Origin of the sequence: Salinirubellus litoreus, assembly GCF_037335815.1 — an archaeon.
GTDB classification, from domain to species: domain Archaea; phylum Halobacteriota; class Halobacteria; order Halobacteriales; family Haloarculaceae; genus Salinirubellus; species Salinirubellus litoreus.
In genome coordinates this window covers 2,392,119-2,416,985 of record NZ_CP147841.1, presented here as the reverse complement: position 1 = coordinate 2,416,985, position 24,867 = coordinate 2,392,119, and the positions used below count along the sequence as shown (strand labels likewise).

The 24,867-nt window shown below is 68.7% G+C and carries 22 protein-coding genes; 12 read left to right on the top strand and 10 right to left on the bottom strand.

Features of this window, described 5'->3' with window-relative positions; all coding sequences use genetic code 11:
- Positions 1 to 71: 71 nt before the first annotated feature.
- Positions 72 to 476 (top strand): helix-turn-helix domain-containing protein, encoded by a 405-nt coding sequence (locus WDJ58_RS11905; RefSeq protein WP_338913461.1) that lies wholly within the window; start codon positions 72 to 74, stop codon positions 474 to 476.
- 263 nt (positions 477 to 739) lie between these two features.
- Here WDJ58_RS11905 and WDJ58_RS11900 read toward each other — a convergent pair whose 3' ends face one another.
- On the bottom strand, positions 740 to 2,284 hold the full coding sequence (locus tag WDJ58_RS11900; protein ID WP_338913460.1) for an SLC13 family permease: 1,545 nt from the start codon (positions 2,282 to 2,284) through the stop codon (positions 740 to 742).
- Between the two features lie 121 nt (positions 2,285 to 2,405).
- Positions 2,406 to 3,326 carry a sodium:calcium antiporter gene (locus WDJ58_RS11895; protein ID WP_338913459.1) on the bottom strand — a complete coding sequence of 307 codons (921 nt, stop codon included), beginning with the start codon at positions 3,324 to 3,326 and terminating at the stop codon, positions 2,406 to 2,408.
- Positions 3,327 to 3,906: 580 nt separating this feature from the next.
- Here WDJ58_RS11895 and WDJ58_RS11890 point away from each other — a divergent pair.
- From WDJ58_RS11890 to WDJ58_RS11880, 3 genes are all read left to right on the top strand, one after another.
- Positions 3,907 to 5,184, top strand: coding sequence for an APC family permease (locus WDJ58_RS11890; RefSeq protein WP_338913458.1), 1,278 nt, complete (start codon positions 3,907 to 3,909; stop codon positions 5,182 to 5,184).
- Between the two features lie 112 nt (positions 5,185 to 5,296).
- Entirely contained in the window at positions 5,297 to 5,746 is a 450-nt protein-coding gene (locus WDJ58_RS11885) for a pyridoxamine 5'-phosphate oxidase family protein (RefSeq protein WP_338913457.1), read from the top strand.
- 112 nt (positions 5,747 to 5,858) lie between these two features.
- Positions 5,859 to 6,575: a DUF7117 family protein gene (locus WDJ58_RS11880; RefSeq protein WP_338913456.1), complete on the top strand. Its 717-nt coding sequence runs from the start codon at positions 5,859 to 5,861 to the stop codon at positions 6,573 to 6,575.
- Between the two features lie 274 nt (positions 6,576 to 6,849).
- Here WDJ58_RS11880 and WDJ58_RS11875 read toward each other — a convergent pair whose 3' ends face one another.
- Positions 6,850 to 7,395 carry an NUDIX domain-containing protein gene (locus tag WDJ58_RS11875; RefSeq protein WP_338913454.1) on the bottom strand — a complete coding sequence of 182 codons (546 nt, stop codon included), beginning with the start codon at positions 7,393 to 7,395 and terminating at the stop codon, positions 6,850 to 6,852.
- Between the two features lie 149 nt (positions 7,396 to 7,544).
- Positions 7,545 to 8,144 (bottom strand): hypothetical protein, encoded by a 600-nt coding sequence (locus WDJ58_RS11870; protein ID WP_338913453.1) that lies wholly within the window; start codon positions 8,142 to 8,144, stop codon positions 7,545 to 7,547.
- A gap of 210 nt (positions 8,145 to 8,354) precedes the next feature.
- Between WDJ58_RS11870 and WDJ58_RS11865 the strand changes: the two genes are divergently transcribed.
- A complete protein-coding gene (locus WDJ58_RS11865; RefSeq protein ID WP_338913451.1) occupies positions 8,355 to 8,729 on the top strand; it encodes a hypothetical protein in 375 nt (124 codons plus the stop codon).
- 33 nt (positions 8,730 to 8,762) lie between these two features.
- Here the strand turns inward: WDJ58_RS11865 and glyA are convergent, their stop codons facing one another.
- Both glyA and WDJ58_RS11855 read right to left on the bottom strand, forming a co-directional pair.
- Positions 8,763 to 10,013 carry a serine hydroxymethyltransferase gene (gene glyA / locus WDJ58_RS11860; protein WP_338913449.1) on the bottom strand — a complete coding sequence of 417 codons (1,251 nt, stop codon included), beginning with the start codon at positions 10,011 to 10,013 and terminating at the stop codon, positions 8,763 to 8,765.
- Positions 10,014 to 10,096: 83 nt separating this feature from the next.
- Positions 10,097 to 10,735, bottom strand: coding sequence for an IS6 family transposase (locus WDJ58_RS11855; RefSeq protein ID WP_338913447.1), 639 nt, complete (start codon positions 10,733 to 10,735; stop codon positions 10,097 to 10,099).
- Between the two features lie 95 nt (positions 10,736 to 10,830).
- On the opposite strand from WDJ58_RS11855, the gene WDJ58_RS11850 reads away from it, so the two are divergent.
- The 3 genes from WDJ58_RS11850 (at position 10,831) to WDJ58_RS11840 (ending at position 15,402) form a co-directional block, all read left to right on the top strand.
- On the top strand, positions 10,831 to 12,516 hold the full coding sequence (locus WDJ58_RS11850; RefSeq protein ID WP_338913445.1) for a hypothetical protein: 1,686 nt from the start codon (positions 10,831 to 10,833) through the stop codon (positions 12,514 to 12,516).
- 147 nt (positions 12,517 to 12,663) lie between these two features.
- Positions 12,664 to 13,488, top strand: coding sequence for a transcriptional regulator TbsP (tbsP, locus tag WDJ58_RS11845; RefSeq protein WP_338913443.1), 825 nt, complete (start codon positions 12,664 to 12,666; stop codon positions 13,486 to 13,488).
- Positions 13,489 to 13,677: 189 nt separating this feature from the next.
- Positions 13,678 to 15,402, top strand: a complete 1,725-nt coding sequence (locus WDJ58_RS11840; RefSeq protein WP_338913441.1) for a YcaO-like family protein — start codon at positions 13,678 to 13,680, stop codon at positions 15,400 to 15,402.
- Between the two features lie 57 nt (positions 15,403 to 15,459).
- Here the strand turns inward: WDJ58_RS11840 and WDJ58_RS11835 are convergent, their stop codons facing one another.
- A complete protein-coding gene (locus tag WDJ58_RS11835) occupies positions 15,460 to 16,626 on the bottom strand; it encodes a DUF63 family protein (RefSeq protein ID WP_338913440.1) in 1,167 nt (388 codons plus the stop codon).
- A 170-nt stretch (positions 16,627 to 16,796) separates the two neighbouring features.
- Between WDJ58_RS11835 and WDJ58_RS11830 the strand changes: the two genes are divergently transcribed.
- Positions 16,797 to 17,090, top strand: a complete 294-nt coding sequence (locus WDJ58_RS11830; RefSeq protein WP_338913439.1) for a GYD domain-containing protein — start codon at positions 16,797 to 16,799, stop codon at positions 17,088 to 17,090.
- Between the two features lie 84 nt (positions 17,091 to 17,174).
- Here WDJ58_RS11830 and WDJ58_RS11825 read toward each other — a convergent pair whose 3' ends face one another.
- Positions 17,175 to 17,561 carry a VOC family protein gene (locus WDJ58_RS11825; protein WP_338913438.1) on the bottom strand — a complete coding sequence of 129 codons (387 nt, stop codon included), beginning with the start codon at positions 17,559 to 17,561 and terminating at the stop codon, positions 17,175 to 17,177.
- A gap of 121 nt (positions 17,562 to 17,682) precedes the next feature.
- On the opposite strand from WDJ58_RS11825, the gene WDJ58_RS11820 reads away from it, so the two are divergent.
- Positions 17,683 to 18,276: a peroxidase-related enzyme gene (locus tag WDJ58_RS11820; protein WP_380660756.1), complete on the top strand. Its 594-nt coding sequence runs from the start codon at positions 17,683 to 17,685 to the stop codon at positions 18,274 to 18,276.
- 69 nt (positions 18,277 to 18,345) lie between these two features.
- Here the strand turns inward: WDJ58_RS11820 and WDJ58_RS11815 are convergent, their stop codons facing one another.
- Together WDJ58_RS11815 and WDJ58_RS11810 are read right to left on the bottom strand one after the other, a co-directional pair.
- The gene (locus tag WDJ58_RS11815; protein WP_338913437.1) at positions 18,346 to 19,596 is read right to left on the bottom strand and encodes an RNA-guided endonuclease InsQ/TnpB family protein; all 1,251 of its coding nucleotides are present in this window, start codon (positions 19,594 to 19,596) and stop codon (positions 18,346 to 18,348) included.
- Between the two features lie 473 nt (positions 19,597 to 20,069).
- On the bottom strand, positions 20,070 to 21,269 hold the full coding sequence (locus tag WDJ58_RS11810; RefSeq protein ID WP_338913435.1) for an iron-containing alcohol dehydrogenase family protein: 1,200 nt from the start codon (positions 21,267 to 21,269) through the stop codon (positions 20,070 to 20,072).
- 297 nt (positions 21,270 to 21,566) lie between these two features.
- Between WDJ58_RS11810 and WDJ58_RS11805 the strand changes: the two genes are divergently transcribed.
- Positions 21,567 to 22,907 (top strand): glutamine synthetase family protein, encoded by a 1,341-nt coding sequence (locus WDJ58_RS11805; protein ID WP_338913434.1) that lies wholly within the window; start codon positions 21,567 to 21,569, stop codon positions 22,905 to 22,907.
- Between the two features lie 362 nt (positions 22,908 to 23,269).
- Positions 23,270 to 24,703 carry an amidase gene (locus tag WDJ58_RS11800; RefSeq protein ID WP_338913433.1) on the top strand — a complete coding sequence of 478 codons (1,434 nt, stop codon included), beginning with the start codon at positions 23,270 to 23,272 and terminating at the stop codon, positions 24,701 to 24,703.
- The last annotated feature ends 164 nt before the right edge of the window (positions 24,704 to 24,867 follow it).

Genomic DNA, 24,867 nt, shown 5'->3' with positions numbered 1-24,867 from the left:
GGTCCGGATTCGTGGTTGTGCAAAAATCGCACAACACTTTTAAACCGGAAGCCCCTACACCCACTGACGAAATGCCCGACTCGATGAGCGAGTATCTCCAGCAGGACATGGAGTGTGAGGGGCTGCTGGAGTGTATTCACGGACTCAAGGGACTGGACAGGGAGTGTTTCGGCGTGGTGGTCGAGGCGGGCGAGCCGCTGACCGTCGACGAGGTCGCCGAACGGATCGACCGCGAGCGCTCGACCGCCTACCGCTCCATCCAGCGGCTCCTCCAGGCGGGGTTCATCCAGAAGGAGCAGGTCAACTACGAACAGGGCGGGTACTACCACGTCTACCGCCCGGCCGACCCCGACCGGGTCGCCGACGACATGCAGCGGATGCTCAACGACTGGTACGCGAAGATGGGCCAGCTCATCGCCGAGTTCCGCGAGAAGTACGACGAATCCGAAACCGGGGCCACGGTCGTCTCGGACTGACCCGTGGAGTCGGCGCTCGCGAACTCGCGTCCACCGGAAGGACGCTCACGATAGGCGAGGACACTGCGAGGAGCGCACCGTCAGGTAGCCCGACCCGAGGGCTGGCAACCGAACACCGACACGTCCCGAGATGCATAGCGCTCCGTCCCGTCCCGTCCTCCGATGGTCCCGTACCGATTCGCGCGTCGGCGTCGAGTAGCGACGCGGGGACGGCCCCGTCCAGTGGGAGTCTCGTCGGACACACCCGGCCCACGACCGGGCGCTCACCCGAGGACGACCGGCCAGACGGTCCGGACGAGCAGGTAGGCGACGCCCGTCGTCAGGAGAACGACCACCACATCTAGCATCACCCCCGCACGGAGCATCTGCTCGCGTCCGACGTAGCCGGTGCCGAAGACGATGGCGTTCGGCGGCGTCGCGACGGGGAGGGCGAAGCCGTAGCTGGCGGCGATGGCACCCGTCACGGCCAGCAGGACCGACGCCGTCCCGGGATCGGTCCCGAGCGTCCCGGCGTACGCGGGGGCTACCTCCACGAGCAACGGCGCGAGGATCGCGGCCATCGCCGTGTTCGAGGCCAGTTCGCCGACCGCCACCGTCAGCGCCACCACCACGAGGAGGACCAGGAGAATCGGCGCGCCCTCGACGGGGCCGAGCGTCACGTCGGCGAGCCACCGCGTCGCGTCCGTGTCCGCCAGCGCGTTCGCCAGCGAGATGCCGCCCCCGAGCAGTAGCAGCGTCCCCCAGTCGATGTCCACCAGGTCGTCCCACGCCGCCGCGCCGCTCGCGACCAGCGCGGGGATCGCACAGAGCCCGACGAGAACGTAGAACAGCACACCCTCGTGACCGCCCGATCCGAACAGGCTCGTGCCGGTCCCGCCGAACAGCGTGACCCGCCAGGCCGACGGCAGGTACGGCTCGAAGAGGAACTCGAGCCCGCCGAGGAACCACAGGGCGGCCGTCGCCGCGAATATCGCGACGGTGCGTCGTCCTCGAGATGAGAGCGGTCCCATCGACCGGAGCTCCTCGCGAGCGCGCTCCCGGGCCCGGTCGACGTCGTACCGTCCGGGCGGGTAGACCACGTAGGTCAGGAGGAACCACGCGACCGGGAGCGTCACGGCGACCATCGGCAGCCCGACGGCGAGCCACTGGACGAAGGTCACCTCCCGTCCGACGAGCTCGCCCAGCTGGCCGACGACGATGGCGTTCGGCGGCGTCCCGATGATCGTGCCGACCCCGCCGAGGCTCGCCGCGTACGCGATCCCGAGCAGCATCGCGACCTGCAGGTTCGTGGCGTCCGCCCCCTCCGTTCCGTCCTCGGTCAGGTCGGTGACGCTCTCGACCACCCCGAGGACGACGGGCACCATCATCGCGACCGTCGCGGTGTTCGAGACGACCATCGAGAGCAGCGCCGTCGCGAGCATCACCCCCAGGACGAGGCCGCGAGCGGACGTGCCGAACCGGACGAGGATCGCGAGGGCGATACGGCGGTCGACGCCGTGGGCCTGGAGCGCCTCGGCCAGCACGAACCCCGCCAGCAGCAGGAAGATGACCGGGTCGGCGAACCCGGCGACCGCGTCGCCGAAGTCGGGATAGACGCCGAGAGCGGTGAGGAGTACCGGGACACAGAGCGCCGTCACCGGGAGGGGCAGGGCACCGGTCACCCAGAGGATCGCCGCGAACGCCATCGTCGCCACCGCGTACCGGCCCTCGACGGTGAGCGACCCGCCGATCGGGGCGACCGCGACGAGAGCGGTGACGATCAGCGCCGCGCCGAGGATCGGGAGTCGAGAGGTCGAATTCGACGGCATTGGACCACCAGTGCCGATACGGCAGGGCGACCGGGTTAGTGCTGTCTATTCGACGCGTCCCGAACCGGCGAGATGCCGACCTCCGACGGCGAGCGTGAGCCACGGCCCTCTCGGAGACCTCTCAGACCAGGACGAACGTCGGCAGGTACAACAGGAGACAGACGACGGCCGCCCGCCGGTCGATGCCCTCGCGCCAGTAGAACAGCCCCAGCACGAGGATCGAGGCGACCAGCATGTAGACGAGTGAAGGGGTGAGCGCTCCCACGTCCTCGACGACGACGTCGAAGAACAGCGCGCCGACGCCGAGCGAGAACACCGGGTCGGTGATGTTGCTCCCGAGGATGGCACCGACAGAGATGCCGCCCTGCCCCTCGTGGGCGGCGATACCGGCGACCATTATCTCCGGCAGCGTGGTCCCCAGCCCGGTCAGCAGGCCGATCAGGTACTCGGGGAGGCCGGCGAGTCGGGCCAGCGCGACGCCGTTCGTCACCATGATCTGCCCGCCCACGACGACCAGCACCAGCCCACCGACGATCCACGGGACCACCTCACGGGGGGCACGCGGCTCCTCCAGGACCTCATCGGCGATCTCCTCGCCGCCCTCGTTGGTGTAGAGGGTGTAGACGAACTGGGCGTACGCCAGCATCATCAGGAACCCCTCCGAGCGGCCGACGACGCCGTCGTCGAGGGTGAGGAGCATGATGATCATCGCCAGTATCATCGCCGACCCGTAGACGAGGACGTTTCGCCGTGGGGTGACGAACGGCGCGACGAGTGCGACGACGCCGATCGCGAGGGTAATCTGTGCCGTCTCCGAGCCGACGATGTTGCCGACCACGAGGTCGCCAGCGTCGTAGTAGGCGGCGTAAACCGACGTGACCATCTCCGGGATCGACGTCCCGATCGAGACGAGGGTGACGCCGACGAAGAACGGTGAGACGCCGTAGTAGAGCGCCAGGTCGCCGGCGGCGGTGACGGCCCGGTCGGCACCCGCGACGAGCGCCGCCAGGCCGACGAGGAACAGCGCGGCTTCGACGAGCATCGGGTTCACCCTCCGTCGACGCGTGGAAAAGCACTGTCCTCGTCGAAGGAGAGAGGACGGGGACAAGGCGGGCTGTGAGGCCCCCCGGATCCCTGGGCAGCCGTACTCGGCCAGCCGGCGCTCGGTCTCCTCGCTCGACAGCCCGAACCCGACGGTCGAGGGCCGCTCGTAGACCGACGCGAGGGAGGCGCTGTGCCGGTCGTTCGGTGTGTCCCCGTTCCGTTCCGCCGGTGCGCGGATCGCCATCGCTCGGCCCTCGAACGCGGAATCGCATAGCCGGAGACCGGCCGAGGTATAGTAGCGTTTGGACGTCTGTACTCACGGGCGGGGAGGGGAGTCCTCGTCCGGAGTGTGTCAACGGTTCCAAACGCTACGATAGGTTCGGGGCGAACGAGACACGCCGGTACGGCCATCACGGTAGTCAGTCACAGGGTCGTCCCCGTGGCTTATGTACTGTGCCGGATTCGGCGACAACGATGGGTACTCGGACCGACCGCCGCGGCCACCGTTGGCGCCGGTCGTGTCGACACGTCCAGTTCGCCTCACGGACACCTCGCCACCGGTCCCCGGGTGAGCCGGGATGAGCGAGCCGGACGGACCGGGAGGACCGGGGGGACTGGGAAGGCCGGGCGCGAGCGAGTCGACCACCCCGTCACTGCGCCGCGACCTGGGGCTCGCGGAGGTGGTCGTCTACGGCGTCGGACTGATCCTCGGGGCGGGGATCTACGCCATCCTCGGCGAGGCGACCGCCGTGGCGGGCGAGTCGGTCCCACTGGCCTTCCTCGCGGCCGCGGTCGTCGCGTCGTTCACCGGGCTGAGCTACGCCGAACTCGCCTCGCGGTTCCCGCGTGGCGAGGGCGACTACGTCTACGTCCGCGAGACGTTCGGCAAGCGGCCCGCGGAGGTCGTCGCGTTCCTCCGGGTGTTCGTGGGGAGCGTCTCCGCGGCCGCCGTCGCGCTCGCGTTCGCGGGCTACCTCTCCTCGTTCGTCGACCTCTCCCCGGTGCTCGCCGCCGTGGCGCTGGTGGCCGTCGCCTCGGCGGTCAACTTCTGGGGTATCGACGTCTCGGCGAAGCTCAACCTCGTGTTCACGGCCGCGGAGGTCGGCGGCCTCGCCCTCGTCATCTGGCTCGGCCTCGGGTCCTGGGGTTCCGTCGCGGTCCTCGACGCGCCGTTCGGTCCCGGGGGCGTCCTCGAAGCGACCTTCCTCGTGTTCTTCGCGTACCTCGGGTTCGGCTCCATCGTCAACGTCGCCGAGGAGACCGAGGACCCCACACGGACGGTACCGCGGGCCATCGTCCTCTCGGTCGGGATCACGACGGTCCTCTACGTCCTGGTCGCCGTCTCGGCGGTCGGGGTTGCCGACTGGCGGGCGCTCGGCGAGTCGGCCTCGCCGCTGGCGCTCGTCGCCGAGGCCGGCGGCGGTCCGGCGGCCGCGTCGATCGTCGGGGCGATCGCGCTGACCTCGACCGCCAACACGGTCCTCATCCTGCTGGTGTCGAGTTCGCGACTGGTCTACGGCGTCTCGAAGTCCGAGTACCGGTCGTTTCCGACGCTCTTCTCGCGGATACACGTCCGCCGAGGGACACCCTACCTCGCCGTCGCGCTCGTCGGCGGCCTGACCGTTCCGTTCGTCCTGCTCGGCGACCTCGGGCAGGTGGCCGCGCTCGCCAACGGCTCGCTGCTCGTCGTCTTCGTCGCCGTGAACGCGGCGCTCCTCAAACTCCGGTTCGACCGTCCGGAGAACCGGGAGGGGTTCACCGCGCCGCTGACCGTCGGCCGCCTCTCAGTGACCGCCCTCTGTGGGCTCGTGACCGCGCTCGGGCTGCTCGTCGTCTACCTCGGGCGGTTCCTGTGAGGTCCCCCCGATCGGTCGAGAACGCCTCGAGACGCCCGGTCGGCTCCGTCCCCCGTCGCGGCGGGGAACGGTCCGGGGAGCGCCTTTTATTCCGGCGGATCGTACGTCACGTATGAGCTCTCAGGGAGCGATCGAGATGGACGAGGAGGAGCGGGACGAGTTTCTCGGTACCGGCGGCACCGGCGTCATCGCGTTCTCGACGGCGGGGGACGGCGCACCGCACGCCATCCCCGTCTCGTACGGCTACGATTCGACGGGTGTGACGTTCTACTTCCGGCTCGCCGTTGGTCCGGACAGTCGGAAGGGTGACGTCGAGGGGCAAGCGGTCTCGTTCGTGACCCACGGGGACGGGGACGGACCGTGGCGGAGCGTGGTCGCCGAGGGCCGGCTGGAGCGGACCACCGACGACGACATCGCCACCGAGACCCTCCAGGGGCTCGATCGCGTCCGTATCCCCCTGTTCGACGTCTTCGAGCGACCGGCGGGACAGGTCCCGTTCGAGTTCTACCGGCTCGTCCCCGACGAACTGACCGGACGGAAGGAGTCGACGACGAGACAGTAGCGCTCGGCGCTCACCGGAGCGTGACGGTCGGCTCCAGCAGCCCATGTCGTACCCGACGACGCGAACGCGCCGACCCCGCCGTTTTTGCCGGTCGACGGCGTAGGGACCAGCGATGCGAATCCGCGGCCAGCGCGAGTGTCGGAACTGCGAGACGCGATGGTCCTACTACGAGACGGGCAGCGTCGAGTGTCCCTCGTGTGGGAGCCTCCGGAGCGTCGGGATGGACGAGGAGCGGACGCTCCACACGGCAGCGCCGGCCAGGCTGGACCTGACCGACGCCCGGAACCGCCTGGAGTCGGGCGAGAGCCTCCGGCAGGTCGTGGACGTCGCCGTCGAAGCCTGCCGGGAGTACGTCCGCGGTTCCGGCTTCGTGAACGCCGGCGAACTCCAGCCGCTCGGGGAGACCTATCTCGCCGCCATCGAACTCCGATACGTCGCCGGCCGACTCGAGCGGTCGATGGCGCTCGACGACGACGAGGAGTTCTACTTCCTCTCGCTGCTGCGGGGTGCCGACCACGGCGAGCGCCCGCCCGTCGAGGAGGTCCCCGAGTCGCTGCGGTCGGCCCGCGGCCTCGCGTACGCGCGAGCCGTCTCCGACTACCGGAGCGACCTCCGGGCGTACCTCGACAAACACCCCGATCCGACGGTGAGCGACCTGCTCGGGCCGCTCGACAGCCACGTGAAGCGCGTCGAGGCCCTCGACGGGGAGGTCCCCGCACCGGAGTCGGAACTGCTGGTCAGAATCGCCCAGGACCTCGGGACGTACCTTCGCGAGGACGACGAGTCGGCGCTCGTCGAGGCCCGCGACCGGCTCGACCGGCTATCCTGACTCGATTTCGGGGGGAGAGGGGATCGAGACGCGAGTCCCGATCCTCCGAGAGCGAAACCTCTCGGTCCGGAGGGACCCTCCGTGTCCGCACGTAACCCTGTGGCGAGCAGGCGGTGAGAGCGACGACTGCTCCCCCGGGACGGCCCACCGCGCTCCCGCCATCCGTCCCGCGGCGACGGTCAGATCACGGGGGGCGGTGGTCACCTCCTGGTACTTGAACCTGCGGCGGGCCCCGTGGCGGACACCGATCCGGCCGGGACGTGAGACCGACGGGTCACCCCCGCCGGAGGTCGACGAGGAGGTCGCGGTCGAGCGTATCGGCCGGGAGCGACCCGAACCAGCCCACCGATTCGATCTCCTCGTCGGCCAGACCCGGGTCGTCGGTGACCGCCCGTGAGCAGGCCGTGGCGTCGTAGAGCGCGAAGTGGAACCCGACGGCTACCTCGCCGCGGACGTAGCGGTTCTCGACGACCGCACGGAGCGGGCCCGGATCGACAGCGAGCCCCGTCTCCTCGTCGAGTTCGCGGACCAGCGCCTCGGCGTGGCCCTCTCCACGCTCGACCTCGCCCCCGGGGAGCATCCACCGGCCGTCCTGGCGGACCAGGAGCAGTTCGTCGTCGCGCTCGACGAGCGCCCCGACGCCCCAGTCGAGACCGGCCTCGATGCGGTCACGCGCGGCCTCGAACCGCTCGGCCCCTGGCTCATGGACTTTCACCCGGAACCGGACCCCATCCCTGGCGGCGAGTTCGCGGGGATCCGGACCGGTCGCGGGCGCGAACGTCGGGTCGCCGCCGTCCTCGACGCGGGTCGGATCCGTCATCTACCGGGCGTGGAGCGGGCGAGGGCAATGAACGACCCGGAATCCGTCGCCGTATCGGCCCCTGTGTTCTCGAACGTCCGCCGTCCCGGTCGGAGTGCACACGACGCCGAAGCGAGGCTTCCACGGCGGGGCGGGCGTGCGCGGGGCGATCAGGGACAGTCGTTCGCCGAGAACGACCGCGGATCGGGGCCCTGGTCGACGAACCGCGTCGTCCCGGAGTCGAGATCCACGAGCGCGGCCCGGCCGCCGTAGCCGTGTGTCCGGTCGTGACCACGGACGACCACGCAGGTCACCGTCGCGGGGATCTCGACGGCCGCGGAGCGAGTGAACTCGCGGGTGCCGTGGGCGTGGAGGAGGTCGCGCCGGCCGAGTCGCGTCCCGTCGAGCCGCTCGACCTGCCACCAGTCCGCGTAGCCCTCCTCGCCGGCGTCGTCGTGGTGGAGGGTGACGGCGAACTCGAGCGACTCGCCCGACCCCGAGACGGAGACGCCGGTCACGTTCGCCTCCCGGAGGTCGAGCGCCGTCGATCCGGCCTCGGTCGTCCGTGATTCCGGCGACTCGGCGGGGTCCGCCGGCGTCCCGGCCTCTCCGGGCTCCCCGGCCGTCCTCGGCACGTCTGTGAGGGTCGGCGAGGTACCGTCGTCCCCGGATCCGGTCGCGGGGGACGACGTAGGCGTCGGCGATGGCGACCCGGCACAGCCCGCGAGCGGGAGGGCGACGGCGACACGGAGCAGGGAACGTCGTCGCATGAGCGGGAGAGGCCCGACCAGGGCATACGTCCTTCGGCGCTGTGTGCCGCCCGCGGACGGGGGTTCCAAACGCGAACCGTCGAGGAACCGAACGGTCGTGGATTCGGATACGCGATCCGAGCGGTCGTGGAACCCGGACCGGTCCGTCCCGGGCCAGCCGAAGTATGTCGACGATACGAACGGTTATGTCTCCCGACGACGAGTGGTGGTATGGCACTCAGAGGGGTCCCGGGGTTCCTGGCCCGACTGGTCGTGGGAGGCGTGCGGAACGACGCGCAGCGCTACAGGCGGGCGGTTCGACGGAACGTCGGGCGGACGTTCGGCAGGCCGGTCCGGACGACGCTCTCGGGGACGTTCGTCTTCGGGATCCTGCTGGTCCTGTACGTGGTCGCCTACCGGGGCGAGGCGACGACGGCCGCGATAGCGGCCAACGGCGGCGATCTGACGCTCCCGATCTTCCTGAGTCTGCTCCCCTCGCCGGTCCTGCTCGTTCCGGCGTACATCGTCGTGGTGCTGTTCACGGCGGTTTCGATGCTCCTCTCGGGGATCGAGCGGGACGTGAACCCCGGTAGGGGGTACCGGTAGCGGGGGGTAGCGGGGGTATCGAACGGTGGTCCCTCAGAGGTCGTCGTAGAGCGGGTAGTCCGCACAGAGCGCGTCGACCTCCTCGCTCACCGCGTCCAGTACTTCCGGATCGTCGTGGTCGTCGACGACGCGGGAGATCAGATCGCCGACCTGCCGGAGCGCGTCCTCCTCCATCCCGCGGGTGGTGAGCCCCGCCGTCCCCGCCCGGATACCCGAGGGATCGAACGCCGAGCGCGTCTCGCCGGGGACCGTGTTCCCGTTGAGGACGATACCGGTCTCCTCCAGGGCGTCCTCGGCCGTCCCGCCCGAGAGGTCGGGATGCGAATCGCGCAGGTCCACGAGCACGAGGTGGGTGTCGGTCCCCCCCGAGACGAGCGAGAGGCCATTCTCGGCGAGGGAGTCGCCGAGCGCGCGGGCGTTGTCGACTACCTGCTGTGCGTACTCGCCGAACGCCGGTTCGAGCGCCTCGCCGAACCCGACCGCCTTCCCCGCGATGTTGTGCATGAGGGGCCCCCCCTGCGATCCCGGGAAGACCGCCGCGTCGACGGCGTCCGCGTGCTCCTCGCTCGTCATGATGATCCCGCCGCGACCGGCTCGGATCGTCTTGTGCGTCGAGCCGGTGACGAAGTCCGCGACACCCACGGGCGAGTCGTGGACGCCGGCGGCGACGAGCCCGGTGATGTGGGCGATGTCGGCGAGGTGGTAGGCGTCGACGGATTCGGCTACCGCCTGGACGCGCTCCCACTCGACCTCGCGCGGATACGCGGAGTAACCCGAGACGACGATGTCGGGATCGAACGCCTCGGCCTGCTCGGCCAGCCCCTCGTAGTCGACGTAGCCCGTCTCCGGGTCGACCTCGTACTGTTCGACCTCGAAGAGCTGGCCCGCGAAGTTCGCCGGGTGGCCGTGCGAGAGGTGCCCGCCGTGGGTCAGGTCGAGCGAGAGAATCCGGTCGCCGGGATCGAGCATCGCCAGGTAGACGCCCATGTTGGCCTGCGTGCCGGAGTGGGGCTGGACGTTGACGTGCTCGGCTCCCCAGAGCTCCTTCGCGCGCTCTACCGCCAGCGACTCGACCTCGTCGGAGGGCCCACAGCCCGCGTAGTAGCGCTCGCCGGGGTACCCCTCGGCGTACTTGTTCGTCAGCACCGAGCCCTGGGCCTCGAGGACGGCCGGGCTGGCGTGGTTCTCGCTCGCGATCATCGCGAGGGTGCCGCGCTGTCTGTCGAGTTCGTCGCCGAGGGCGTCCGCCACCGCGGGATCCGCCTCCCTGACGCGGTCGTACATGGAGACGATTCGGGCCCGACGTCCCAAGTATCTACCCGTCCGCGGCGACGTGCGGCCCCGTTCTCGGGACCGGAACCGTCGTGTTAAGTTTGGCATCGATTCCACCAGACGGCGAAGGTTTGCAGCCACGATTCAGCTGAATCTAACGACGCATTGCTGAACGTATTCGAGAACGAAGATGTTCGCCGTTTTACCTCTCGAAAGATACGTTCAACACTATTCCGATTTCCGTGTTTCTCGTATCTGAAATCGAGGCCGAGTCGGTCGAGTGCACTCGCAAGGTGTGTCGCACCGTCGACGAGAAACGTCACGTGCTCGATCTGCTGTTGCTCGCGGAGTTCACGCAGAAACAGCACGGTGAGTTGGGTCTTCCGCGTCTGAAACAGCCGTGCGTGCAGGATCTCGTTCGTCGCGGAATCGACGGCTGCGTACAGCCAGTGACGTTGATCGTTGACCTGAATCACCGTCTCGTCGACCGCGATGTGATTCGGTTCAGCGTCGCTGCTGGGCTGTACGTCGGCTTTCTGCACCCAGTTGTGAATCGCTGTCCGACTGCGCTCGACACCCAACCTTTCGAGTATCTGTTTGGTATTCGAAAGTGATAGTCCAGCCAGATGGAGGTGAATACCCACTTCAATGATCGGCTCGGGTGTCCGTTCTCGCTCAACAAATTCTAAGTCGATCCAGTCGCTACGACCGCTGAGGCGTTCGATTTCTGGCATGGACACCCGAAACCGAACGCCTCATTCTCTAAGTTAACACCGCCGACCGGAACAGTCCGTAACTATATCACGTAGAACCGTTAACTGGTCGACGAATGGTACAGTCGGCCAAGGACGGGACCGTTCCCGCACGGCGCGTGCTGGCCACGTCCCAGGAGGGGGTGGAGGAGCGGGCCGCCGCCCTCCCGACGGTCCGGGTACCGCTGTCCCCGGAGGGTGTCGCGACGGCGATCACCCACGCCGCGTCCGCCTGCTCGACGACGGGGCCGGAGCGCTCGGGCCCCTCGAACCGCGACCACCCCCCGCTGCTCTCATTCGGGGAGGAGCGGATCCCCTCGACGGTCGCCGCGCGAACGCCCGAGACCGGGATCGAACTGGTGGTCCCGGCCGACTACGCCGACCTCTACGCGACGGCACCGCTGGCCTACTACCTGGGTGCGACGGTCACGGTCGACGCGGACGCGACGGCGGCACGGCTCACGGCCCCGCCGGACGTGGACTGTCGTCTACCGGCCGGTGAGGGGCTCGCGGACCGGACGGCCGACCTGCTGCGGTCGGTGTTCGGGCTGGACTGCCTCGCCCGCGAGGGCGGGAGCGTGGAGTCACAGGTCGTCCCCGAACTCGGCATCGACGTCGACGCCTACGCCGAGCGACCGATGGCCGGTCGGCTCGCGGCCGTCCTCCGCGAATCACCCGGCGAACTCGCGGCCCGCCTGCCCGACTGGCAGCTCTCGACGTACGTCGATCCGGACCCGTATCACGCCCGCGCCCTGCCGTACCTGCTCGACGCGATGAGCCTCGTCTACCCGCCGTCGGCCTCCGAACTCGACGGCAAGGGGCTCCTCAAGCGGTCGCTGGACGACTTCTTCCGGGGCGAGGTGGCGACCGCCGACCGGTTGGACCCGGACCTGGGCCCAGGGCACGCCCACGCGTGGCTCGCCGACGGTATCCCGATCACCGCCTCGAAGACGACCGTTCAGGCCTACGAGAACCGCCTCCGGCACGATCGCTCGCGCTCGCGCGACGAACTCCGGGTGGATGTCGTGATCAACGACCGCGAGATGCACCTGGAGGCGGAGGTCGCCGACATCTACCGACGACGGGCCACCGACCTCCCCGTGGAGGTGAACGTACACGAGTCGCTCACGCGGCGGGAGCTCCGGGGCGTCCTCGAGTCGCCGACGGACTTCGTCCACTACGTCGGTCACTGCGAGGTCGAGGGGCTCCGGTGTACCGACGGCCACCTCGCGGCCCGGACCGTCGACGTCGACGCACGCACGTTCTTCCTCAACGCCTGCGGGTCGTACGCCGAGGGGCTCGCGCTCGTCGAGAACGGGGCCGCGGCGGGCGGCGTCACGCTGACGCGCGTGCTCGACGAGCAGGCGGCGACGGTCGGAACCGGGTTCGCCCGCTTGCTCGTCCACGGCGTCGGCTTCGAGCGGGCCCTCTCGCTGGCCCGACGGCAGGTCATGATGGGCTCGGACTACGCCGTCGTCGGCGACGGCACCTACGCGCTCACGCCCGCGCTGGACGACCCGGCGGTCTGTCACGTCTCTCGAGAGCGCGACCGGTTCGACGTCCAGTGGGAAGTGGTCGACGCCCAGGAGGCCGGACGGATCTACGAGTCGCCGTTCGGTGACGGCCGCCACCCGTACGGGACCACCACCCGGTCGCGGCTCTCGGCCGAGGAACTCGGGTCGTTCCTGGCCGAACGGGACGTCCCCGTGGTGTTCGAGGGGACCGTCCGCCGCGCCGAGGAACTGGTCGCGGAGCTCGACTGAGCCCGGTCCCACGGGTTGTCGCCAAACACTGACAGCAGCGCGCCCCTGAGACGGGCCGAGAGGGCCGATGCGACCCGCAGAAAACGCCTTCCACTCTGGCGGCCGATAATATTAAATATATACCTCCACTTACTTTCAAACGCAACGATGGAACCGAATTTGCTGCGACGGACGGTCTCCGGCGTCCTCGAGGAGGCACTCTCCTCGACGTCGGGCGACCTGTACGTCGTCGACCCGGCACGGGACACCCTCGAGGACCTCGTCTCCGTCATGAGCGAGATGGAGAGCGAGAGCCCCTCGGTGAAGCTACTCGCGACCGACCGCGTCCTCAAGGACGTGATGGACGACTTCCTGGTCGCCAGCCGGGCTGCCGACCTGATCGACGGAGGGAGCATGGAACTGCGCAGCTACGAGGGCGACGAGAACACGCTCGTCGTCACGGACGAGACGGTGCTCGCGGTGGTGCGGGCCGGCGACCACGTCGCCGGTCTCGGCACGGACGACGAGGAGTTCGTCGCCAGCGCGAACGACCGCTACGACGAGGTCTGGGACGGTGCCGAGCCGTTCGCCCTCCGGACGCCCGCCATCTCGCGGGTTCGTCGGTCCCTCCAGACCGACCTCGGGGAGACGACGGCGAACGACTTCGAGTCCGTTCTCAACTCGCTCGAAACCGCCCGCGGCGACGGCGATGGCCTCGACGAGGTCACCATCTCGCTGCTCGTCGCCGCGAAGAACAACGAACTGCTGTACGACATCTCCAAGTGGGGTGAGGACGTCGGCATCGCGAGCAAGGCGACGTTCTCGCGGACGAAGACCCGCCTGGAGGAGCTCGGTCTCGTCGACACGGAGAAGGTCCCGATCGACGTCGGCCGACCGCGACTCCGCCTGATGCTCGGCGACGACCGGCTCCGGGACGCCGACACCGCCGAGCTGTCGAGCGTCGCACAGTCGGTGCTCGCACAGGGATCGTAACGACGCGAACCGAGCACGCCGGGACAGTTCCATCGCGCGGGGCGGTGGGTGGGGATCCCGGCACTTCTCCTGCCTTCGACCGGGTAGCGACCGCGCCGCTCGGTCACCCGGACTTAACTCGGGGCGACCCGTCGGTCGGGACGTGACCGGAACGCACGAGCGGAGCGGCGACACGGACACGAGGGGCCGATGACGGTCGGGCTGGTCGGCGAGAGACCCGCGACCGATGCGGTTCGGGCGGCGCTCCGTGACGTCGACGTCGCCGTGACGGCCGCGGAGCCGGGTCGGTTCGGGAGCGTCGAGTTCGGCGTCGTGGTAGGCGAGGCTGGCGACCGCGCCTTCCGGACGGCGAACGCCGCCGCCCGAGAGGCCGGGACCCCCTGGATCGCGGTCGAACTCGGCGGCGTCGGTGGGCAGGGTATCGCGGAGGTGGACGCGGCGATCTCGGGATACACCCCCGGGACCGCCTGTTTCGAGTGTCTCCGCACGCGTGTCGCCGCGAACGTCGAGCGGAGCGGCGAGACGACCGACGTCTCGCCCCCCGACGCGACCGACGCGCGGTTCGCCGGCGCGCTCGCCGGCCGGGCGGCCGCGCGGCTCCTCTCGGGCGACGAGTCGGCGGTCCTCGGGAGTGTCGTCGAAGTCCCCCACGCGCGCCACCCCTTGCTCCCCGTTCCGGGCTGTTCCTGCGGCTCCGATCCCGACCCTCGGGTCCGCCAGGACTACGCGGCACGGGAGATCGAGGGGGCGCTCGCTCGCGCCGAGCGGGCGCTCGATCCCCGGACGGGAATCGTCCACGAGGCCGGCGAGGCGGAGTCGTTCCCGGTACCGTACTACCTCGCGACGCTCGCGGCGACGACGGCGTTCAGCGACGCGGCCGTCCCTGAACACGCGGCGGGGGTCGCCGCGGACTGGAACCCGGCGTTCGTGAAGGCGCTCGGCGAAGCCCTGGAGCGGTACGCCGCCGCCGTCTACCGGATCGACGGGATGGAGACCGACCCGGCGGGCGCGGTCGCGAACGCCGTCCCGCCGAGCGCGTTCGTCACCGCCGACTCGTTCTCCCCGCCCGACCCCCAGGAGTCGCTCGCGTGGGTCGAGGGCGAGGACCTCCACGAGGGGAGCCCCGCGAACCTCCCCGCGGAGTTCGTCGTCTTCCCGCCACCCGAGGCCCGGCACCGCCCCTCGATCACGACCGGACTCGGTCTGGGTTCCTCGGGAACGGGTGCACTCCTCTCGGGAATGTACGAGACGATCGAGCGCGACGCGGCCATGCTCGCGTGGTACTCCACCTACGAGCCGCTCGGACTCGACGTCGGGAACGAGGGGTTCGAGACGCTCGCCCGCCGGGCCCGGAGCGAGGAGCTCGAGACCTCCGTCCTACTACTCACACAGGACGTGGACGTCCCGGTGGTGGCGGCCTGCGTTCACCGCGAGGACGGGTGGCCCCGCTTCGCGGCGGGAATGGCCGCCGACCTCGACCCCGAACGGGCGGCGACGGGAGCCCTCGAGGAGGCGATACAGAACTGGCTCGAACTCCGGGGGATGGGCCCCGAGGGAGCGCGTTCGGAGGGGAACATCGCCGAGTACGCCGACTTCCCGGAGCCCGCCCGCGAGTTCGTCGACCCCGAAATCACGATCCCGGCCGGGAGTGTCGGCCCGTCGGACCTGCCCGCAGGGCCCGACGAACTCGACGCACTCCTCGGCAGGCTCGACGACGCGGGGCTCCGGGCGTTCGCCGCGCGGCTCACCACCCGTGACCTCGAATCGCTGGGGTTCGAGGCCGTCCGCGTGCTCGTCCCGGCCGCACAGCCGCTGTTTACCGGCGAGGCGTACTTCGGCGAGCGGGCCCGCGAGATCCCCGGATCACTGGGGTTCGAGCCGCGGCTGGAGCGCGAACCGCACCCGTTCCCGTGAGGGTGCGCTCGGGTGCCCCTACCGGATACCGGGTACCGCAGACGGGGAATCGGCCGGTCAGATACCGAACGTCGCCCGGAGCATGTCCCTGGTCCCGGGGCCGAGCCCGACGGCGACGATGGCGACGAGGAGGACGATGGCGTACCGGGGGTTCTCCTCGAAGATGACCCGGTCGAACACGTAGACGACGCCGGTCGCCGCCACGAGCTTCACGACCAGAAACGGCCACGAGACCCCGATCGTGGCCGACAGTGCGGCGGGCTGGACGCCCTCGGTGAAGTCGACGATGAACCGGTTGACCGGGTGTTTCGCACCGTACTCGACGGGGATGCCGAGCACGTCGAGCCAGTCGGAGGCGACGACGTTCGCCACGCCGTCGACCGCGTGGGCGAACAGGACGACGAGCCCCGCGAGGCCGGTCCCCTCGTTTATCACCGGGACGTACACGTCGACGAGCCGGTAGATCGCGTAGGCGAGGACCGCCGAGGCGGCGAGAACGAACAGCGTCATCTGGGGGTAGAACCCGACGCCCGGGATCTCGCCGGCGAGCCGCGTCGGGACGAACCAGAGCAGGAACCCGACGGTCAGCACGAGTACGACGGTACCGGCACCGGAGAGCACCCGCTCGTAGCTCTCGACGTAGCCCCCGCGCTCGGCCCACACCGAGCCGACGAGCGCGACCAGCGTGATCGCGAAGACGGTGAAGTAGATGATCGGGCTGATGATGAGGGTGTTCGCCGGGTAGGAGAGCAGCGTGTCGACGCCGGCGGCCAGCGCGGCGTCGTTGGCGTCCTCGACGACGCGGAGCGCCCCGCCGAAGAACACGAACGGGACGAGCGCGAAAAAGAAGCTCTTGCGATGGCCGACCTCCAGGTAGCGGAGCAGGTAGAGGACGCCCACGAGGAAGAAGACGAGCGCGACGGCGTACCCGACCTCGGAGACGACCGTGTAGCCGGGTTCGGCGACGATCGCGCCGCCGGCGTCGACCGCTCGACAGGCCGAGTCGCTCCCCAGGAGGGTCGGGGACCCACCCCCCTCGATGACCGCACAGCGGGCGTTCGCCGCATCGGCGTAGACCGGCCCCCAGAAGTAGTGCCAGAGGAAGCGATCCCAGACGAGCCTGGGGAGCGCGAGCGACCCGACGACCAGGAGGGCGGTCGCGGCCAGGGCCGCCCCGACCCACGCCCGCGCGGGGCTGACGCCCAGCCGCTGTCTGACTGCCATACCGACTCCCCGGGGTGCGTCGGGTTTCAGCGTTCCGGAACGCCGCGTCGCCGCCGCTCGTCCGACCGTCGGGAAGGAACGGTTCCCGCGAGCCGAGGAGAGACGGATCGGCCCGTTCGTTTCACCTCACCGAAAATATTAATCTACCGTACTGTGAAGTCCTGTCGGTCATGTCAGGGCATATCATGCTGGTGAACTCCACGGCGAAGGGTATGGAGGACATCGAGGCGAGCCCGGATCGGCTCGACGACGGCAGGGCGCTGGTCGAGTCGATGGGCGGCGAGGTCGTCGACTTCTACCTCACCATGGGCCGGTACGACCTCGTCGTCCTCCTGGATGGCCTGGACGACGAGGCGATGGCGAAGGTCGCGCTCACGCTCGGGCGGGGCGGGGCCGTCGAGACGGAGACGCTCAAGGCGTTCACCGAGGACGAGTACCGGGAGATCATCGGCGGCCTCCCGTAGGACGGGATATCCGAGCGGGGCGGGGATAGAGGCCCAGCCACGGATCCTCCCGCCAGTTCCGTCCCGTCCGTGACCCCGGCCGTCTCACGCCTCGTGGTACGTCGCCACCTCGACGAGGTTGTCGTCGGGGTCGCGGAGGTACACCGAGGTCACCGGACCCACCGCGCCGGCCCGCTCGACCGGCCCCTCGACGATCCCGACACCCGCATCCCGGAGGTCCCCGACGACCGCCTCGATGTCGGCGTCGGTCGTGACGCAGAAGTCGCCCGCGCCGGGCGTCGGTCGCGCGGCCTTCGGCTCGAACTCCTCGCCCGCGGGGTGGAGGCTGATCCTCCCGTCGCCGAACCGCAGGGCCTTCCGACCGCCCCCGAACGTCACCACCTCGGCTCCCAGCACGTCCGAGTAGAACGCGCACGTCGCCTCGACGTCCTCGACGGTGAGCACGATGTGGTCGATACCCGTGAGGTTCATGCGCGTCGTACCGCGCGATCCGAGAAGAGTCTTCGCCGTCGCGCAGTCCCGTGATCCGAACAACCCGGGGGGACGGCCACGGCGGGGGAAGGGATAAGGTCGTCCCGCGGGGAGTCCGGGTATGGCAGAACCGGAACCTGAGCTGCGGGACGACGCGATGGGCGAGATCCCGGTACCCGGGTACAAGGACCTCCCCGAGGACCTCCGGGAACGCATCGACCGGGAGACCGAGGACGCCGGGTTCACCCCCAACGTCTTCTCGGGGATGGCCTACAAGCCCGACCACTTCCGGGCGTTCTTCGACTACCACGACGCGCTCGTCGAGAACTCCCCGCTCGAACGCCACGAGATCGAGATGCTCGTCGTCACCGTCTCGGGGGTGAACGACTGTCTCTACTGCGTCGTCGCCCACGGCGCGCTCGTGCGTATCACCGCGAAGGACCCGAAACTCGCCGATCAGCTGGCGACGAACTGGCGGAGCGCCGACCTCTCCCCGCGCCACGAGGCGATGTGCTCGTTCGCCGAGAAGCTCACCGCCGAACCCGGGAAGGTCGACGGAGCCGAGATCGAGGCGCTCCGCGAGCACTTCACCGACGGGGAGATCTGGGACATCGTCACCACGGTCGGGTTCTACAACCTCTCGAACCGGCTGGCGACGGCGCTCGACATGCGACCGAACGACGAGTTTTACACGCTCGGGCGGGATCAAGGGTAGATATCGGGTGACATCCTCCCCGCCGTGAACGGCGGGGCTTCCCGTACCGCAGGTGGGATATTTGCCGGTCTACGACACGACCTGTTCTCGCGGTGCGAACACACCACTCTTTGCATCGAACAGGTGTACCGAGGGCTGTGCCACACAGCCGTTACTCCTATCCTCGCCGTGCGGACTCGGAGTTATCTTCTGTCGCATGTTCTCCGCCCCGTTGCAATCTGCGTTCCCGACCAATCCACACGACTGACAGACGTACAACCCACGATGTTTGCGGTTCGCTTTCGTGTCGTCTCCACACTGTGAGCAGGTCTGCGACGTGTTCCACTCGTTCTCTTTCAGCACATTGACGCCACGGATCTCGCCTTTGTACGCGAGGTACTGGTAGATGCGGTCGAACGCCCACGTATGGAGTTTCTTGTTGGCGGTCTTGCCCCAGTCGGACTCTCGCACGTCTTCGGGCCAACTCACCGCGAGCGTGCCAACACCGCGTTCGACACACTCCGCGATGATGGTCTCCGTGAGCGTGTGGTAGAAGTGCATCTCACGTTCTGCAAGTTTCCGACGTGCCCACCTCGACTTCTCAGATGGGCCATTTTCACCCTCGGTGTCGTACTCCGCTCGCGTGAAGTAGTGCTTGTCTTGCTTGAGCGAGTTGCCGGGGTACAGGACGTATTCGTCGGGGAAGGCGACCACGGCGATGTTCTTGATGCCGAGGTCGATGCCTGCCACACCGTCGCCTGCTGAGTCGTTAGTTTCGAGGCTGACTTTACAGACGAAGTGGAGTTCCCACTCGTCGCCGTTCCAGACGGCACGAACGTTCTGCACCCTGTTGACCCCTGAGAGGTCAACGTCGGGTCGGGTCTGGTACTCACAGAGCAGGAAGTCCGACCAATGCTCCTTGAGGTTCGAGCCTTTCGAGAGTCGGACGCGATTGTTCTCAGGGTCGTGTTTGAAGCCGTCTTCTTTGAACGTGACCGTACTCTTGGGTCGAGTGTCGCCGTGTTTGCGGTAGCCGGGTGGGTTCGCCTTTGGGTCGTTCTGTCGCAGATCGAACCACGACTGGAAAGCGTCAGAAAGTTCTTCAATGACTTTCTGACTGGATTGTGCGTTCAAGTCGTTCCAGCACCTGTGGTTCTTCATATACGCTTTCAGCACGCCCACGTCTGGGATCTCGCCAGTGGCGTCCCAGATACGGTCGGCTGTCCATCGGGCGACGTTCCAGATTTTCGAGGCAGAGTCTCCGAGCGAGTCGAGGCCATCACAGACCTGTTGCTGGTTCTTGATAGAACCAACGTAGGTGCGGGTGACCCCAATCGCCATACATAGCCTATGTTTGTGAACATACTTAATGGTGCGGACGAGCGTTGAATATCCGGCCTGCAATCGACGGTGGGTTATGTAGGAAGTGTCGGATTCACTCCCGTCCTGAAGGGCGGGATTCTCTCCTCGAAGAAAGATAGCCGGTACTACGGACGGTGGGGGATCGATCGGGCGACCGGAACGTTCCGGCGTTCCTCCCATCACAGCAGGGGTGCGGCACGACGCATATACCTCACCACGGACACGTATCCCCGTCGACCGATTCGCAGAACGGTGGAGCCGCTGTACGCCTACCCACTGCCGTCGTCCGTTCCCCCACCCTGGAACGGATGGGAGGAGTAGGCATACCGGTTGCCTGTCGACCGGGAGGCGTTCCGGACCCGCCGCTACGTCGAAGCCGCTACGTGACACAGGGGCGCTGGTACGGTGAGATCAGCACGTCACGTGTCGCAGCCCGGAACGGCCCGTTCCAGTCAGGCCCCGAGTATCGACTCGTACGCGAACCGTCCGTCGAACGCCCGGTCGAGGATACCGGCCAGGTCATCGTGACCAGTGCGTCGGGGATTGCCGGTGAGGCTGCCGTCGTCGAGCGCCCGATCGGCGAGCCGGTCGATCGCGTCGCGCTCGGCGGCCGTCTCGGCGAGCGTCCGGGGGATACCGACGTCGTCGGCCAGTCGGCGGACCGCACGGACTGCCCTGTACCCCTCCGTCGTCGCCGGATTCGAACGATCGACGTCCTCCCCGAGCGCCTCGGCGACGTCGACCATCTCCTCGGGGACCTGGGGGAGGTTGTACTCCATCACGTACGGGAGGACGACGGCGTTCGCCAGGCCGTGGGGGACACCGAACGCGCCGCCGATCTGGTGGGAGAGCGCGTGGACGGCGCCGAGCCCGGCCCCGTTGAACGCCATGCCGGCCTGCGTGCTCGCGCGGGCCATCGCGGCGAGCGCGTCGTCGTCTCCGCCCCGGTAGCCCACGGCCCGCCGGAGGTTCGCACCCGCCTTCTCGATCGAATCGAGCGCGAGCGTGGAGGTCTGGCTCTGTCGGCGGATGGAGACGTACGCCTCGACGGCGTGGGTCACCACGTCCATCCCCGTCGCCGCCTTCACCCGCGGCGGCGCGCTCGCGGTCAGGTCGGGGTCGACGAGCGCCAGGTCGGCGAGCAGTTTCACGTCGCCGATCTCCTCCTTGATCCCCGTCTCTGCGTCCTTCACGATGGTCCAGTGGCCGACCTCGCTCCCGGTCCCGGCAGTCGTCGGGACGAGGACGCTCGGTGGCGTCTCGTTGGGGACGTTCCCGCTCCCTTCGAAGTCGAGGACGTGGCCGTCGTTGGTCGCCAGGATAGAGGCCGCTTTCGCGGTGTCGATCGAGGAGCCGCCGCCGATGCCGAGCACGAGATCGGCGTTCGCAGCCTCGTACGCCTCGGCGGCCTCGTGGACCACCACGTCGGTCGGGTCGGGCTCGACGCCGTCGAACACCTGGTACTCCACGCCGACGTCGTCGAGCGAGGTCACTACCGGGTCGAGGACGCCGGCCGCGCGGACGCCGGTGTCCGTGACCACGAGGACACGCTCCGCACCGAACTGTTCGACGTACTGTCCGGTCTCGCTCGCCGCGCCCGATCCGAACAGCACCCGGTTCGGGACGTTCCACATCTGCAGGTCGTCCGTCATCGCGTCCACCTGCGGCCGGAGGTCGTCACCCGCCGGAGTCCGGGAACTGATCGATCGCTCCCTCGGTTCCGTCTCCAGGGGCCGGTCACGCGGCCGGGACGACGTCGGGCTCGGATGGGGTCCATACCGGCCAATCCCGACGGGCGATCATAAACCGCCGGTGTTCCCGGTCGCCACGTTCCCGATGATGGTATCCGCCGGATCTCTCCTCCCGGGATCGCGGGTTATCGTGCCGACAACCGCCCGGATGCCCACGGAGCAACGGTTTTACGACCCGTTGTAGAGAACCCGTATCGGATGAGTGATCAGGACACGTCCGCGGATCCGGACACGGTCCGCTTGCTGTGGACGGACCTCCACGGTATCGCTCGCGGGATCTCGATGCCCGCCGACCAGTACGAACAGGCGGTCGATGAGGGCGTAGGGTTCGCGAACGGAATCGCGGAGGTGACGCTCGAATCCGGGCTGCTCGAGGACCCGAAGTACGGTCCCCAGCACGGGGACATGATCGCGGTCCCCGATCCGGACTCGCTGATGTCCGTCGACTGGCGCGAGGGGAGCGCGGTGGTCCCGTCCGACCTCACGACCGTCGACGGACGGCCGTTCGACCTCTGCAGCCGGAGCGTCCTGAAGTCGGTCCTGGAGGACCTCCGGGCGGAAGGCTACCACACGTACGCGGGCGTCGAGTCCGAGTTCTCCCTCCTCGCCCCCGGGGAGGACGGCTGGGTGCCGTACAACACACGCTCGTCGTACGACCTGTCGGCCGTCGACCAGGCCGCCGATCTCATCGGGACCTGGAACGACGCGCTCCGGGCGGCCGGATACACCCCGCTCGGAGTCCATCAGGAGTCACAGCCCGGACAGTACGAGATCAACGTTCGATACGAGGACGCGCTGCGGACGGCCGACGGGATCGTGTTCCTCCGCCACATGGTCCGTGCGACCAGCCGGGAGGCGGGCCTGAAGGCGACGTTCATGCCACGCCCCCACTCGAACGAGGACGCGAACGGGATGCACTTCCACCTGAGCCTGTGGGACGAGACCGGCGAGACCAACCGGTTCGCCAGTACCGATAGCGAGGACGATATCGAGTTCCCGGCGGGCAAGCACCCCGATCCAGCGGGGCTCTCGGTGACCGGCCGGCACTTCGTGGGGGGTCTGCTCGAACACATGAAGGGGTTGACCGCGGTGTGTGCCCCGACCGTCAACAGCTACAAGCGGCTCCTGCCCGGGATCTGGGCCCCGGTCAACATCGCGTGGGGGCCCGACAACCGCTCGACGGTGCTTCGGCTCCCGCCGGAGCTCGGCCCGTCGACCCGTATCGAACACCGGGTGGCCGACACCGCGGCGAACCCCTACCTCGCGATGGCGGCGACGCTCGCCGCCGGCCTCGACGGTATCCGAAACGCGACGGATCCCGGCGAGCCCACGCTCGAGAACGCCTATCACGAGAACTACGACCGGCTCCCCCGGACGCTGTGGGAGGCGCTCGACCACCTCGAACGCGACGAGGTCCTCGTGGAGGCGCTCGGGAAGGACCTCGTCGCGGAGTTCGCGAAGCTCAAGCGCGACGAGTTCGATCGCTACCAGGACCGGGTCACCGAGTGGGAGCGCGAGGAGTACCTCGACGAGTTCTAGCCCCGGAGACGACCAGCGAGGTTCCCCGCTCTCGAACAGCTACAGAGCGCCCGGGGAGTCTTCACTCGCGAACGGTGAGGATGCCCGTCCGGAGTGTATTATCGGTTCCAAACGCGACGATAGTAGCCGTGGAGGCCGTCGATCCGGTCGCCGGAGGTGTTCATCGTCGTCGGAAATCGGCTCATCGCGGGCCACGCCCCCACGCAGTTCGTCCCTCGTGGCCGTTCTCCAGGGTGGGCGACCCGACGCCACCGTTCGGTCGGGACGTTCGTGTCCCGCGATAGAGACCCGGCTTTTCACTGGCGAGCGATGAACTCCTCCGGTTCAGTAAGCTCTTTGGCACCGTCCTTCACTCCCGGTACATGGACATCGCGTACACCCCGGCGACCGAACTGGCTGTCCGGATCCGCCGCGGTGACCTCTCGCCGGTCGACGTCGTCGAGTACTTCCTCGACCGCATCGAGCGACGGGACGACGAGATCAACGCGTACGTGACCGTCTGCGACGAGAAGGCCCGCACGGCAGCCGAGGCGGCCGAACGGGCGCTCCTGGCCGGCGAGGAGATCGGGCCGCTGCACGGCGTGCCGGTCGCCGTCAAGGACCTCACGAACGTCGCGGGCGTCCCGACGACCTTCGGCTCGAAGCTCTTCGCCGACTTCGTCCCCGAGGAGGACGATATCGTCGTCGAACGGCTGAAGGACGCCGGTGCGATCGTCATCGGGAAGACGAACACGCCCGAGTTCGGGCGCAAGCCCATGACGACGAACCTGCTGCACGGGGCCACGGCCAACCCCTGGGACCCGACCAGGACGGCGGGGGGATCCTCGGGTGGGAGCGCCGCGGCTCTCGCGGCGGGGCTGACACCGCTGGCGACGGGTGGCGACGCCGCCGGCTCGCTCCGCGTCCCCGCGAGCGCGTGCGGCACCGCCAGTATCATGGCCGACTTCGGCCGCGTGCCGATGGAGTCGCGTCCGGACGGGTTCGTCAACACACACCCGTACACCTTCTCCGGTTCGATGGCGCGCTCGGTCGAGGACGCCGCGCTGATGCTGGACGTGATCGGCGGACCGAGCGATGGGGACCCGTTCAGCCTGCCCGAGCGGGACGACTCGTATCTCGGCGTCACCCGTCGCGGCGTCGACCACCTCGACGTCGCCTACAGCCCGGATCTCGGTATCTGTGAGGTGTCCGCGACCGTCGAGGGAGTCGTCGAGGAGGCGGTCGACGATCTCGGGAGGGCGGGTGCGAGCGTCGATCGGATCGACGGGGTGTTCGAGGAATGGGAGACGCTCCACGACGCGCTCGAGGTCCTCCTGCAGGACCGCTATCTCGGGATGTACGACAACTTCGTTCGCGACCACGACATCGACATCCTCGACCGCCGCGAGGACGTCACCGAGGAGGTCGTCTCCCGGGTCGAGAAGTCCCTCGAACTCGACGCGCTCGACGTTCGCCGTGCGGAGCGAGTGCGGACCGAGGCCTACGACGCGATGCGCGAGGTGTTCGCTGACTACGACCTCCTCGTCGCGCCGACCCTGGGGATGTTCCCGTTCGAGAAGGACACCCAGCCGAGCGAGATCGGCGGCGTTCCGATCGATCCCCTGCACGGCTGGGCACTGACGTGGCCGATCAACCTGACCGGGAACCCCGTGGTCGCCGTCCCGGCGGGCTTCGCCGAGGGGCTCCCGGTCGGCCTGCAGATCGTCGGTCGGTGGCGCGACGACGAGACCGTCGTCTCCGCGGCGGCGGCGTACGAGCGAGTCCGTCCGTGGGAGGGGTCGTATCCCGCGGACTGAGATACGGGTCGCCAGCCTACCCGTAGAGACGATCGGACGTCTCGGCGTCGAAGAGGTAGGTCGTCTTCGGCTCCGATCCGAAACTACGCGCCTCCGCTCGTCGCTCGCCGACCGACCGACATCCGGCACGGGCAGCGGGCAAGCACAGACGTTTCCCCCGAGCG